13 protein-coding genes are annotated in these 13,668 nt (G+C 41.5%); 4 read left to right on the top strand and 9 right to left on the bottom strand.

The window, feature by feature from the left end; all coding sequences use genetic code 11:
* Positions 1-37 precede the first annotated feature (37 nt).
* Both FTV34_RS00530 and dusB read right to left on the bottom strand, forming a co-directional pair.
* Positions 38-715, bottom strand: a complete 678-nt coding sequence (locus tag FTV34_RS00530) for a hypothetical protein (protein ID WP_180068393.1) — start codon at positions 713-715, stop codon at positions 38-40.
* A 245-nt stretch (positions 716-960) separates the two neighbouring features.
* Entirely contained in the window at positions 961-1,986 is a 1,026-nt protein-coding gene (gene dusB, locus FTV34_RS00525; protein WP_180068391.1) for a tRNA dihydrouridine synthase DusB, read from the bottom strand.
* A gap of 80 nt (positions 1,987-2,066) precedes the next feature.
* On the opposite strand from dusB, the gene FTV34_RS00520 reads away from it, so the two are divergent.
* The gene (locus FTV34_RS00520) at positions 2,067-3,272 is read left to right on the top strand and encodes a DUF1615 domain-containing protein (RefSeq protein ID WP_180068389.1); all 1,206 of its coding nucleotides are present in this window, start codon (positions 2,067-2,069) and stop codon (positions 3,270-3,272) included.
* Complete coding sequence (locus FTV34_RS00515) at positions 3,239-3,904, top strand: HAD family hydrolase (RefSeq protein ID WP_180068387.1); 666 nt, start codon at positions 3,239-3,241, stop codon at positions 3,902-3,904. Before FTV34_RS00520 ends, FTV34_RS00515 begins: the two co-directional genes overlap by 34 nt.
* 53 nt (positions 3,905-3,957) lie before the next feature.
* On the opposite strand, the gene FTV34_RS00510 is transcribed toward FTV34_RS00515, so the two are convergent.
* Complete coding sequence (locus FTV34_RS00510) at positions 3,958-5,052, bottom strand: acyl-CoA desaturase (RefSeq protein ID WP_004786314.1); 1,095 nt, start codon at positions 5,050-5,052, stop codon at positions 3,958-3,960.
* A 14-nt stretch (positions 5,053-5,066) separates the two neighbouring features.
* On the bottom strand, positions 5,067-6,131 hold the full coding sequence (locus tag FTV34_RS00505; protein WP_180068385.1) for a ferredoxin reductase: 1,065 nt from the start codon (positions 6,129-6,131) through the stop codon (positions 5,067-5,069).
* Between the two features lie 153 nt (positions 6,132-6,284).
* On the opposite strand from FTV34_RS00505, the gene fabR reads away from it, so the two are divergent.
* Positions 6,285-6,962 (top strand): HTH-type transcriptional repressor FabR, encoded by a 678-nt coding sequence (gene fabR / locus FTV34_RS00500; protein ID WP_004786319.1) that lies wholly within the window; start codon positions 6,285-6,287, stop codon positions 6,960-6,962.
* Between the two features lie 47 nt (positions 6,963-7,009).
* On the opposite strand, the gene FTV34_RS00495 is transcribed toward fabR, so the two are convergent.
* From FTV34_RS00495 to FTV34_RS00475, 5 genes are all read right to left on the bottom strand, one after another.
* Positions 7,010-7,810: an alpha/beta fold hydrolase gene (locus FTV34_RS00495; RefSeq protein WP_180068383.1), complete on the bottom strand. Its 801-nt coding sequence runs from the start codon at positions 7,808-7,810 to the stop codon at positions 7,010-7,012.
* 128 nt (positions 7,811-7,938) lie between these two features.
* Positions 7,939-8,205 carry a PAAR domain-containing protein gene (locus FTV34_RS00490; protein ID WP_004786323.1) on the bottom strand — a complete coding sequence of 89 codons (267 nt, stop codon included), beginning with the start codon at positions 8,203-8,205 and terminating at the stop codon, positions 7,939-7,941.
* 146 nt (positions 8,206-8,351) lie between these two features.
* The gene (gene rapA / locus FTV34_RS00485) at positions 8,352-11,189 is read right to left on the bottom strand and encodes an RNA polymerase-associated protein RapA (protein ID WP_180053607.1); all 2,838 of its coding nucleotides are present in this window, start codon (positions 11,187-11,189) and stop codon (positions 8,352-8,354) included.
* Positions 11,190-11,332: 143 nt separating this feature from the next.
* Complete coding sequence (locus tag FTV34_RS00480; protein WP_302700667.1) at positions 11,333-11,929, bottom strand: RluA family pseudouridine synthase; 597 nt, start codon at positions 11,927-11,929, stop codon at positions 11,333-11,335.
* 178 nt (positions 11,930-12,107) lie between these two features.
* Positions 12,108-12,818 (bottom strand): phosphopantetheine-binding protein, encoded by a 711-nt coding sequence (locus FTV34_RS00475; RefSeq protein WP_180068381.1) that lies wholly within the window; start codon positions 12,816-12,818, stop codon positions 12,108-12,110.
* Between the two features lie 245 nt (positions 12,819-13,063).
* On the opposite strand from FTV34_RS00475, the gene FTV34_RS00470 reads away from it, so the two are divergent.
* Positions 13,064-13,666 (top strand): PAAR domain-containing protein, encoded by a 603-nt coding sequence (locus FTV34_RS00470; protein ID WP_163166483.1) that lies wholly within the window; start codon positions 13,064-13,066, stop codon positions 13,664-13,666.
* The last annotated feature ends 2 nt before the right edge of the window (positions 13,667-13,668 follow it).

The following is a 13,668-nucleotide window of genomic DNA, read 5'->3' as shown; positions in this document are numbered from 1 at the left end:
AAACCTCTCCAAAGAGAGGTTTTTTTATATCGTTCTTTTAACGAGTCATACGATGCCAAGCATCTTTGATCGCAAATTTTGCTTCTTCCCAATTCAAACGAGATTCACCTTTTACCTGTTCCCATTTGGTTCGTAATTCAGGTTCGGCATGTTCGAAGTCAGTTTGACGGTCATATAGCGGACGGTTTTCATAACCCACCCGATAAGCACCACGATAGTCACGATCATAGTCTAGATCGCTGTAAGTAGTGCGTGATTCCGTATAATACGGACGGTTGGTATGCTCAGTTCTCCAGTAATCATCTTCCTGCTTAATCGTGTCCGGATGCTGATAATTATCTGCCTCTGGATGATTTTCTGGATGCTCGTAGTTATCCGTCTGTTTCGGATGATCAGGTGAAGTAATATCATTCCCTGCAATACCGCCTACAACACCGCCAATGATACCGCCTACTACTGCCCCTGGAGGACCACCTACCAGACCGGCAGTCGCTCCAACTGCTGCCCCGCCTAAAGTACCTGCACTGGTAGCAAGTACATTATCCTTACCTTCATTCATATCTGGCACACGAGGATTATCTTTTTGAGGTGAATTCAAATCTGGTCGAGCACTGGCATCTGTTGCATCTTGATTTAATGCGTCACTACGTTCCTCTGGTAATTCAGTCGAGGTTTTATTGCCAAAGTCTGTAAATGGACGATTGGTATTTGTCATTATAGATCTCCCTTGATCATGAGAATGAACAAGATTGAATAAACATCTTGCCATGCTAGAAATTCAGCTTAGAGCAATTTCACGTAAACAATGTCCATATCCTGTCCAGTTTCAGTGAACTTAATATGCGGCTATGTTCACTACAGTCTTTAATGTAACGGAAGCATATAAAATTTTAGCTATAAGATAAAAAAGGTACTGTATTTACTACAGTACCTTTTAGAAGAACTAGGAAATCTCTCTTTTTATTTGGTTTCTAACAGATTTACCTGATCCACTTGTACATCGCTCATGATATGTCCATGTTCCAGTAATCCATTAAAATAGTTTTCCACCACTTTATATTGATCGACGGTGTTTTCTACTTGATACATATTTTGACGGAATTCATTACTCGAACGTAGTCCTTTGGTATACCAGGCAATATGCTTACGCGAAATACGGCAACCTGAATATTCACCATAAAATTCATAAAGCTCAGATAGATGTCCTAATAACACATCTTTCACTTCAACAATACTTGGCGCAGCAAGATGCTCTCCAGTTTCTAAATAATGTGCAATTTCACGAAAAATCCAGGGACGGCCTTGTGCAGCACGACCAATCATAATGGCATCCGCACCTGTATAGTCCAGTACATATTTGGCTTTCTCAGGACTATCAATATCTCCGTTCGCAATCACGGGAATATTCAACATCCCTTTCACTTCCTTGATTAAGGAGTAACGTGCCGTATTGAGGTACATGTCTTCACGAGTACGGCCATGTAATGCCAGCGCTGCAATCCCCGCGTCTTCAGCACGTTTTGCAACTCGCAGAATATTTTCATGACCGTTGAGATAGCCCAAACGGGTTTTTAAAGTAACAGGAACATCAACTGCAGCAACAACTGCATCTAAAATACGTGCAACCAGATCTTCATCCTTTAACAAGGCAGAACCGGCTAGCTTATTACAGACTTTCTTTGCTGGGCATCCCATATTGATATCAACAATTTGTGCCCCATTTGCAACCTGATAGCGTGCTGCCTCAGCTAAGTCATGTGGATCAGAACCAGCAATCTGCGCTGAGATTGGTGCCAGCTCACCATCAAAATTTGCCCGATATAAGCTCTTTTTGCTCATGCGCAAGGTCTTGTCAGAAGTCATCATTTCACTGACCGCATGACCTGCACCGAAGTACTTGCATAAGGTTCTAAATGGACGATCGGTGACACCTGCCATGGGAGCGACAATCAAATTATTTGACAGTTGATAGGGACCAATATACATATAAATTCATCACTTTTCTGATGGGCATAGTATACTGCATCTGCCTTGTTCACTCATCTTTTCAATTTATTTACGACACCATGAACAAATATTTTGCTCAAGCTTTTTCTCTTAAGTCCGTATCCATACTTGCTTTATCTATTAGCCTTGTAGGGTGTGGCAATGGTTCATGGTGGTCAAATGATGAACCGACTCTTGAAGTTGAACATATTCGCAAAGCCATTCCAGGTCGTGTCAGCCAGCGTGAATCCTGGGCACAAGATATTTATGACATCACTGATCAGCTCGGTATTCCACAAACCAAAGAGAATATCTGTTCAATCGTGGCAGTTGTCGATCAGGAATCTAACTTTAACGCAGACCCGGTAGTTCCTGGTCTTGGTGAAAAAGCAGTTAAAGAAGTTCAGGAACGTCTGGAAGAAAAATTTAAAGATAAACTTGGTGAAAGTATCGGTGGAACAGTTGCAGGATATTTCCAGGATGTACTGAAAAACCAGCCAAGCCCAGAAGACAATTATCTAAGCCAGATGCGCCGGGTCAAAACCGAACGTCAATTAGATGAACTTTATCGTGAAATCTTTGATTACATGGCCAAGCATTATCATGTAAGTGCACTGACAGGTGCAGCCAAACTATTTGGACAAAATATTGGCGAAAAAATGAATCCGATTACAACTTTGGGTTCCATGCAGGTTCATATCAGCTATGCCAAGGAATATAAACGTCAAGGGGGCAGTATTGCTGATTTGCGTAGTGACCTGTATAGCCAGTATGGTGGACTGTATTATGGGATTCATCGATTGATGATGTACCCTGCGGATTATGAAAAACCGATTTATCGTTTTGCTGATTATAACTCTGGGATGTATTCCAGCCGTAATGCAGCATTCCAGAGCATGTTAAATAGCTTAACCGATGCCGAATTGAGCCTGGATGGCGATTTACTACTATATACTAAAGATGGCGCGATTCGCTCACAAAAGAGTCAATCTGAACGAGAGCTCATCAGCGTTTTTGCAAAAAATAATTTTATTATTACTGAACGTCAGATTCGGGCGGATTTAAAAAAAGAAAAAGTTAAAGATTTTGAAGATACTATGACTTATCGTGGCATCAGTAAACTTTATCAAGAAAAAACCGGTAAAGAGCCAATTTATGCAATGATGCCAGAAGTCGTGATCTCAGGCCCAAAATTGAGTCGTGAGTATAATACTAACTGGTTTGCCAGCCGTGTCGATGGTCGTTATCAAACATGCATGCGCCGCATCAAAAACATAAAACTTTAGCCTTATTTGATTTTGATGGAACCCTGTATCCTTATGACAGTTTTACAGGGTTCATTTTCTATGCTTTAAAGAAAAGGCAGATTTTAAAACGTGGCATTCGTATTCTGCCTTGGATTCAGGCTTACTATCTTAAGCTCTATCCTGCTCATGCAATGCGCCCAAAGCTGTATTACACCATGTTCAAAAATAGTCATGCGCATGAAATTCAGCAGCTTGCCGAAGAATATGCACAGCAGCTTGTTTTAAGATTAAATCCCAAGCTATTAAAGCAACTTAGACAACATCAGCAACTCGGGCATCAAGTCGTTCTCGTTTCTGCTTCACTGGATTTATATTTAAAACCGGTTTGTACTTATTTAGGCATTGACCTGATTTGTAGTGAAGTAGAAATTCTGACAGGCAAAATGACAGGTTTATACAACACACCTGATTGTAGTAAGGATCAGAAGAAAAGTAGAATCTTGGAAAAATATAATTTAGAAGATTATGCTGAAATTTATGCTTATGGAAATAGCGAAGAAGATAAGGCAATGTTATGCCTTGCACAGTATGCTTATCTGGAAGGACGAGATAAAGTACTTCCACTACTTGAAATGAATTTACCCGAGTCTGAGCTTAAAATAATTAATTAAACTGAGAATAATAAAAAACCGCTATGAATAGCGGTTTTTTATTGAAATCCATCTTACTTCTTAAACGGAAAAGCATATTTCACAATACGTTTAATTACGCTGCCATACTGTTTTACCAGACTGGCATTGTTATAGTTCAGACCATATTTTTTACATACTGCTTCTACTTTTGGCGCCATTTGACGGTAACGGCGTGCAGGCACATCTGGATATAAGTGATGTTCAATCTGATGGCTTAAATGTCCAGTCAAAATATGAAACGCTTCAGAACCGGTTAAGTTTGAAGAACCACGAATCTGGCGCATATACCAGTGACCACGACTTTCATTTTCCATCACAGCTTTCGGAAACACTTCTACATCTTTGGTAAAGTGACCACAGAAAATAATACTAAAAGTCCAGATATTACGAAGGCCATTTGCCACCAGGTTACCTGTCAATACCGGTAATGCTGCAGGACCTGCAATCAACGGGAAGAATACATAATCTTTGAATAATTGCTTGCCAATTTTACGCTGCATTGGCTTCCATTCTTCAAGAGTTTGTTCTTTGGTTTTACGGCCTTTGAAGTATTTACCCAATTCAAGGTTTTGAATGGCTACGCCCCACTGGAATAACAAGCAAAATGGAATACTGTAAATTGGCTGTAATAAATAACCTGGTTTCCAGCGTTGCTCAGGGAACAAACGCAACAAGCCATAACCAATATCATCATCCATGCCTTTAATGTTAGTATAAGTATGATGCTTGAAGTTATGGGTTTGACGCCAGTTGTCTGAAGTTCCGACAATATCCCACTCGTAGGTTTGGCCATTGAGCTTCGGATCATTCATCCAGTCATATTGACCGTGCATGACATTATGACCCAGTTCCATATTTTCCATGATTTTGGCAAAGCCTAATAAGCCTGTACCCAACAACCATGCTGGCGGGAACCATCCTGCAAATAATAAGGCACGACCTGCAATCGATGAATAACGGATGCTCGAATATACGCGACGGATATATTTGGCATCTTTTTCACCTAAATCATCCAGCACTTCCTGTTTGATGGCATCAAGCTCACGTGCAAGTTCATCTAGCTCAGACTGGGTCAGTTCACGGTTTTTAGGATTTTTAAAATACTGTAATTTTACTGGCATATTCATAGGATAAAACTCGCTTATAAGTCGATGACAAGGTCAGTCTGCGCTGAGTTAACACAAATTTTTAAAAGATTACCCGGCTCGGTATTTTGTGCGCCATTGACCAGATTCTTAGTTGAACCTTCCGCTTTATTACAGGCACATTTATTACAGATGCCCATACGACAGCCATGGGTCGGTCGGATATTCTGCTGTTCCAGACTCACCAGAATCGACTGGCCTTTTGGAATCGTGACGATTTTTTTTGATTGAGTCAGGGTTACATGAACAAAACCGGTATCAGCTTCATCACTCAGACTCATGCTGAAAGCTTCACTTTTGAACAGTTTTGCTGAAGCAAACAGTCGTTCCGCAGTCGCAACAAAACCTGATGGTCCACATGCATAGACCGTGCTTTGTTCCAATGCCTGTAATTGATCTAAATAAGATTCATCAAAACGTGGCGCAGCCGGTTGTTCCTGAGTTGCAAATACCTGATAAGAAAAGTTTGAAAACTTTTGTGCCAGCTCTTCAAAACGCGCAATGAAAGCAGCATCCTGGTTTTTCTTAACCCAGTACCATAAAGTTACTGGTGCAACCAGTTCAGCTTTATCTTTTAAAGCTTCCAGCATACTCAGCATTGGGGTGATACCACTACCCGCAGCAAGCAAAAGCAATGGGCTGTCCTGTTCTGGCAAAGTCATGTCACCGAAAGGCTGACCGAATTCAATGATATCGCCGACTTCAGCCTGTTCAGCAAACCAGGTAGTAACTTTACCCGCATTCACTTTTTTAACCGTCAATAAAATATGCTGCTGATCAATACGGGTCAGACTATAGCTACGTTCATAACGAATGCCGTTCACCACCACAAATACAGGATGATGCTGGCCCGCCTGACCGAACTGGAATAAATGATTGACACGAATCGTCAGGCTCAGCATATCCTGCGCAGCATGTTCTTTGCGCACAATCTTGCCTAAGGGCTGATTCATTGACCATAAAGGATTTAATTTCTGCATCCAGAAATTAATCGCATATGGATCAATCACACTCTCTTTCAGCGTATTTAATGGCGTTTTAAGCTTTTCGAGTACAGGCATCGTTTTAGACATCACCTTGGATTTTTAATTATTATACACTTGTATATATATTTGTATATACATTTGTATTGTTTCTAATCATTTCACAAGCTGGACTGCCTTCGTTATAATGTGTTAATGCCTTTTACTAATCACCTCATGAATGAGCCTTCAATGAAAATAAGCAGTGACGCGTCTTTACCATCGAAAAGCATTGATGAGCCCATTATTGTCCGTAGTGTGGGCCGTAAAGCGACCATTACCAAGGAAGAACTGTTCCAGGCTGCTTTAAACCTGATCGGACCACAAAAAAGTATTTCATCTTTAAGCTTGCGTGAAGTTGCTCGTGAGGCTGGAATTGCTCCGAACAGTTTTTATCGTCATTTTAAAGATATCGATGAACTGGCGATTGAGCTGATTGATCGTGCCGGGATTGTGCTGCGTCAGATTCTCAATGAATCTCGTCTAAAAGCATCGAAACAGAACAGTATTATTCGTAGCTCTGTTGAAGTCTTTATTGCTCAGCTGGATGCTGATGAAGGCAATTTAAGCCTGTTGTTACGTGAAGGCTATACTGGTTCAAAATCTTATAAACAGGCAGTCGAACGCCAACTTAATTATTTCCAGCAGGAGCTTCAGGAAGACCTGATCCGTCTGGAACGACTAAATAATAAAAAATTATTTCATCCCGAAATTGCGGCCAGAGCGATTACCCAACTGGTATTTAATATGGGTGCCAATGTGATCGATATGGCACCTGAAGACCGTAAGGAAATTGCGGAACAGACCATGATCATGATTCGCATGATTCTGGAAGGTGCCCGTCATCTGGATCAATCTCAGATCCGTTAAGCCAGCTGAAAAAAAAGACTCTTAGTGAGTCTTTTTTATTACCAAGATTAAAGCTTATTCAATCTGGCTTTAACATGGTTTGCCGTCATTTCCGGATGCTCTAGTGGAAACATATGTCCGCCCTGCACCACCGAATAATGAATTTGGTAAACCTTATGCATGCCTTGTGGTAAACCTTGCTGATAAAACTGGCTGCGCTCTGCTGTGATTAAATGTATCGGAATCTGGGGTGGTTTTCTTGGTGTACGCCACCACCAAGCCGGTACAGTCCGGAAAATTTCTGCCTCAATCTGTTTGGGAATGGCTAAAGTTACCCCTCCACGCTCTTGATCAGGCACAATCCCGCTTTCGATATAATCCTGAAAACATTGCTCATCAAAATGCTTAAACAGACGATTCGATCTCAGCGCTTCAACGGCGTCCTGTTTAGATGGCCAGTAATCTTTACGTTTTAGGGTAATACCTGCCGGAGTGAAACGGTCAATACTTTTTAAGTTGAGCTTTTTCACGACTTCAAACAGTGCACTGTTTTTACCAATCACGAAAGGTGGATCCATGATCACCAGTTTGGAAAATAAATCCGGACGTTGATAGGCTGCCATTAAAGTTATCAAACCACCAAATGAATGTCCCAGCCCAATCACCTTTTGATCCGGAGATTGCTGCTGGATATCCTGTATCACTTCATTTACTAGATAACGCCAGTCTTTGGTAATTGGATAGGCTGGATTCATCCCGATCAGCGGAATTGCCTTGACCTGATATTCATCCTGAAAATAATTTAAAAACTTGCGATAGCTTGCCGATGGAATGCCATTGGCATGAGTAAAATGCAAAACCTGTTTCATTATTTTCTTTGATCATTTCTTTATAAAGTCTGAAAGAAGCTTAATATTGAAATGCAAAATTCTACAGAACCAAATTCATCAATCTATGACCTTTAAGTCACTATGAACTCATGTCTGGATATAGATGATTATTTTTTGGAAATAGTCAGGTTTTGCATCGGCAAAAAAGTGGCTCCACAACTGGCTTTATCTCCAGCAATGATTACAGCCCTGCCTTTGACTATTGTAGATAAATCACTAGCAATAGCTGTCACGGTAGTTTGGCACTTGGGACAGTAATGCTTCATGCCATTCAGATGCACCGCCATGCCATTAATTAAAAAAGAGTTTTCACATTCAGTGACCATACCGCCATGGCTGGTTTTCGCGCCAATAGTGATCAATGCTTTGGACATGATATTTTATTTCTTATTCTTAGAGGTGCTGATTTTAAACAATACAGAAAATATCAGCTAGCACAGCCCGACCAAAAGCTCAATCATGACTTTAATTCCAGCCATAAAAAAGCAGCCCGAAAGCTGCTTTCATAATTCATTAGATCTTATGGCTTAACCACGACCATTACTTGAATCGCTTCAGGTGTTACAGATAAACCTTCTAACAAACTCAAGCCTTCTTTTTGCAGCTTCTGTAAACGTGCGATTTCATCTTCACGGATACTTGGGTTGAACTGTTTCAGGTAAGTCAGACGGTCAATTTCATACTGCCATTTATTGCCATACACTTCTTTAGCCTGCTGCCTGAAGTTTGGCAATGCTGAACGAGCTAATTCCAATGCCTGTTGATAACGCGCTTCAATCACTTCACGGCGTGCTTTCACCACCTGACGGCAGCTATTGCCATCTAAATGATGTAGATATGGTTTCAGGATTTCAGGCGCAATCTTCTGAGACAGATCCTGACCTTTTTCACTCAGCAATACACGGATCAGCTGCTGTGGCAAGCTTGACGGTAAGTTCAGTGCTTTTGGTGCAACCACATCAACCTTGAACCACACTTCCATCAATACAGAACCTTGAGGCAATGCTGCAGACTTTAAGACCGCAACGTTGGTACTACCAAAGCCCTGAGTATTGATCATTTCCATCACGCTTTCAGTGAATGGATGCTCTAAAGTTAGATATTGAGCATCTTCACGGATCTGAGCCTGGTCACGATAGAAGGTGGCTGTCATACCCTCTTCATCCAGGGTCAAACCTTGTACCTGCATCTGATCCGTTGGCTTGATGATCACCGTACCATTGCTTTGCTCATCAAAGTCGATATTGGTCGATGCCATAAAACGCTTCATGAACATTGGCAAGGTGGTATTGTCATCATAGTCTTCAAGCGCATTAACAATTTCCTGTGCCACGACGGGGCGGCAAGAATTGTACTCAAGCAGACGGTCACGACCTTCCTGCAACTCGGCTTCAAGCGCTTCACGTTGTACGCTAACTTCTTCCAGCAGATCTTCAAATTCCTGACCTTTATCTGCCAGCAAGCAATCTTTCAGGGCAACAATAAAGTTTTCTTGCAGCGTTTGCGCCGTTGGAGAAATGTTGCTGAAAATATTCAGCGCTTCGTTATACCAACGGAACATACGCTCCTGCGCAGTACCCACCAGATAAGGCACATGAATCTGGATACGGTTTTCCTGACCGATACGATCCAGACGACCAATACGCTGTTCCAAAACATCCGGATTGGCCGGTAAGTCAAACAGGATCAAGTCTGATGCAAACTGAAAGTTACGGCCTTCTGAACCGATTTCAGAACATAACAGAATCTGTGCACCATAAGATTCTTCAGCAAAATAAGCTGCTGCCTGGTCACGTTCCAAAAGACTCATGCCTTCATGGAACATGGCAGTACGGATACCTGCATGCAGACGTAATACATTTTCCAGTGCTTCAACCACTGGACCACTACGGGCAATCAGTAATACTTTTTTGTGTTTCAGATCAGTACGCAGCTTTTCCATCAACCACATTACACGCGGATCGGTTTCCATCCACGAGCCATCAAGTTGAGATTCTTCCGGCCACATCTGTTCACGTAGTTTGCCATCTTTAGACCAGTTTTCTGGCGCTGGCAATGGTGCTGGCTGACAGTCACGACCCGGGAAGCCCTGAATCGCTTCACGTGTGTTACGAAACAGGATACGACCCGTACCATGACGGTCTAGCAATTCATGAATGGCACGGAAACGTTGCTCTGGGGTATCTTCAATCGCATGACCAAGCAGGCTTTCAATCGCAGTGAAGTGCTCAGCTTCCAGTGGAAGGTCTGACATCAGTACTTCAGCGATTTTAGCGGTATGCTGATATTGCTCTTCTTCATCTAGGAAACGATCCAATGAACTGAAACGTTGCGGATCAAGTAAACGTAGACGTGCAAAGTGAGATTCTACACCGAGCTGTTCTGGTGTTGCAGTCAATAACAATACGCCCGGTGTTTTCTCTGCCAGCTCTTCGATCAGATCATAACGGTCATTGCCGCCTTCTTCCTCAGACCACATCAGGTGATGCGCTTCATCGACAACCAACAGGTCAAAGCCCGCTTCAATCGCCTGTTCGCGTAGATCTTCGTGATCCACCATCAAGTCCACAGAAGCAATAATGCGCTGTTCGGTCAGGAATGGATTTAGTTCAGGATCATGCTCTTTGATCGATGCAGTACGAGCCAAATCAAATAGGGAGAATTCAAGATTGAAACGACGGCGCATCTCAATCATCCACTGATATTGCAGTGAATCCGGGACCAAGATCAGAATACGTTCAGAACGGCCAGTTTTAAGTTGCTGATGAATGATCAGACCTGCTTCGATGGTTTTACCCAAGCCTACTTCATCGGCCAGTAAAACACGTGGCGCGAAACGCTGACCGACTTCATGCGCGATATACAACTGGTGTGGAATCAGACCCACACGCGAACCGACCAAGCCACGCAATGGACTGGTTTGCATATTGGCTTGCATCAGCAAGGCTTCAATACGCAGGTCATACCACTCTTTATAGTCAATCTGGCTAGCCAGTAAACGATCTAAAGGTTTAGACAACTGGATCGTTGCACCTACACGGGTTTCATTTAAAGCTTTACGTTCTTCTGTACCATCTTCAAGAGTACGAACCACGTGATAACGCACTACACCATTGCGGTCTTCAACTGACTCAACGGTCCAGATCGTACCTTCCTGATCTTGCAGTTCGTCATTCGCATTAAATACGATACGAGATAAGGGTGCGTTACTGCGAGCATAGACGCGAGTTTCATCGCTTTTTGGGAATAAAATGCTGACCGATCGCTCATCAACATCAATGAGAACCCCTAAACCGAGTTCTGTTTCAGTATCTGATAACCAACGTTGACCAATAGCAAATTGCTGCAATTTTTCCACCTTTATCTTAAGTACAAGATTATGAATATCAGGCTCAATCACGAAAAGTCATTTGAGCAAAATTTCACACCTTCAAGCAATGTATTTTGACATAAAGCCCACTAAAAAGTGAGCATAATTCACGTCGATTAAACAAGTATTTCCTAGAATTCAGCCGGACAATTAAATTCAACTAACTGTTGTGTTTTAGGATGATAAAAACTTAAACGCTCGGCATGTAAGCATAGACGCGGACTAAGCTGTTGCTGCTCTGGCGTTGCATACAAGGTATCGCCAATAATCGGATGCCCGAGATATTGCATATGTACACGGAGCTGATGTGAACGACCGGTAATCGGAGTCAGTTTCACCCGAGTCACAGCTTGCCTCTGAATTTCAAAATGTTCGATGGCCTGCCATTCTGTAATTGCCGGCTTATTATGATTCGGTTCAGCAATATGCAGTGGTGGACAGCTTGGATCATAAATGACAGGCACATCAACTGTACCCTTGCCTTCTAATGTTCCAGCCACGATGGCCTGATAGGTTTTATCGGTTTGGCGTTCCTGGAACTGGCGAGAAATGGATTTTTGCCCTTCTCGGCTTAAAGCAAATACTAAGATACCGGAAGTGTCTCGATCCAGACGATGGATCAGTAAAGTTTTAGGTTCTAATTTGATGAGGCGATTGATCAGGCAATCTTGTAAATCTTCTGTTTTACCGGGCACTGTGAGTAAGCCTGCAGGTTTATGGATGACCATAAAATCTTCATCACGATGTATCAGATGTTCGGTTAGAAAATTACTCAAAGTTCAATCCCACGCTGATCGCGAAAAACAAGGCGGCCATAATAGAAAGCTTGAGTGATAATTACAATGCGCATTTATGTAAATGGCGATGAAATTTCCGATTATTTTAAGAAAATTACCCAATTACCGATTATCGACGTGCAGATTGCATTACAAAGCTCGCTAGATCATGTAATGACGGGTGTTCCAGCACATCTTCATAACGCAGCTCAGCACCATGCGCACGCCATGTGCCAACCAGACTCACTACCGCAACCGAGTCCAGTCCATACTGTTTTAAGTCAGCATAAGGATCAATTTCCAGCGCATCCATATCCAGCTGTTCAGCTACTGCTAACATAATACCTTTGATTGACAACACATATTCTGACGGCGCACTTAAGTTCCACAATCGGGTCAGACTATAGCTGTTCATATGATGCAAAGCTTGTGCCGATATATTCTCAATCCACTGGATATGCTGTTCCTGACTAGGCATCAAAATTGCATCATTAATTATGCAAATTTGTTCTGTCACACTTTGCAGATGTGGCAGGATTTGTTTCAACATTGGGGTGATTGTGCCTGCAAAGATTAACTGTGGATGGGTTGAGGCATATTCACCGAGTTGCTGCATACCTTGAATCAGATCATCACCGTACAGGTCAACAATGGGAATATCGAGTGCTTTGGCTTTGTTGCTGATTTGAATCAGGTTGTGCATAAGCACACTGTCTTGAATGCCCTGTATCATGCGTAGATTTTGTAAGCCTACAAGAACTAAAACAGATTGTGCTGATGCCAATTGCCATTTGGCTTGAGATGGTGCGAGTTGGATTTTTTTAGGCATTGGGTACAGCATAGAATTCTCTTTAGGCTTAAGACAGTCAGCATTTATGGTGAAGGTATATGCTAACTGAGTTTGAAAGGTACTCAATACTTAAAAAGTCAGCAGGATAAGATTTAAACAAAGTAAAAAGGACTTATATCTACACTCAGCCATTATAGTAGTTATATGCAAACTGATTAGATGAATTTTAAACCAAACCTTTGATTTTATATGGTTATGTTATTATTAATTTTATAAAAGATTAATAAAAAATAACAATGAAAGCATTAATAACAGTTGGTTGTAAAACTGATCATGGCGGAATCATTACTCTTGGCGATCCTTCTTTTTTGGTAGCTGGGAAAGCAGTGCATTTGGATGGAATGGTACATTATTGTCCTAAATGTAATGTCCTATCCAAAGCACTTGCTTCTAATCGGGGTTTTATGGTTGTGCTCGGTAGAAGTATTGTTGCAGTAGGAGACAGGTCAACTTGTGGTTCAAAATTCCTGAAAATTTCTGATTTGGCTGTCATGAATAATGGTATGGTCTCAAGTAAAAGTGATCAATCAACACCCTATATAGCTGATAAATATATTGAAGAAAAAAAAGTAAAGACTATCAATAATATTTATTGGAGCTATGGAGACAATTTTATTCTTTTAGAAAAAAAGTCCAGATTTTTTGATGACTTAAATTTGCATATTGAAACTTCCGGTTATGCACAAGGCGATATTATTACTATCGAAATAAAACCAGAACCTTCCGAAATAAACGCATTTAACCCTTTTACTATTTCACTTGATATTGATGCTGAAGGTAAGGGGCTACTTAAAAATATTTTTCAAGGAAAAACAATAATAATTGATACGGAATACTAAAT

This window comes from Acinetobacter sp. YH16038 (assembly GCF_013417275.1).
GTDB lineage: Bacteria > Pseudomonadota > Gammaproteobacteria > Pseudomonadales > Moraxellaceae > Acinetobacter.
Note: the sequence above shows the minus strand (reverse complement) of the source record. Positions and strands in the feature narration are given on the sequence as shown.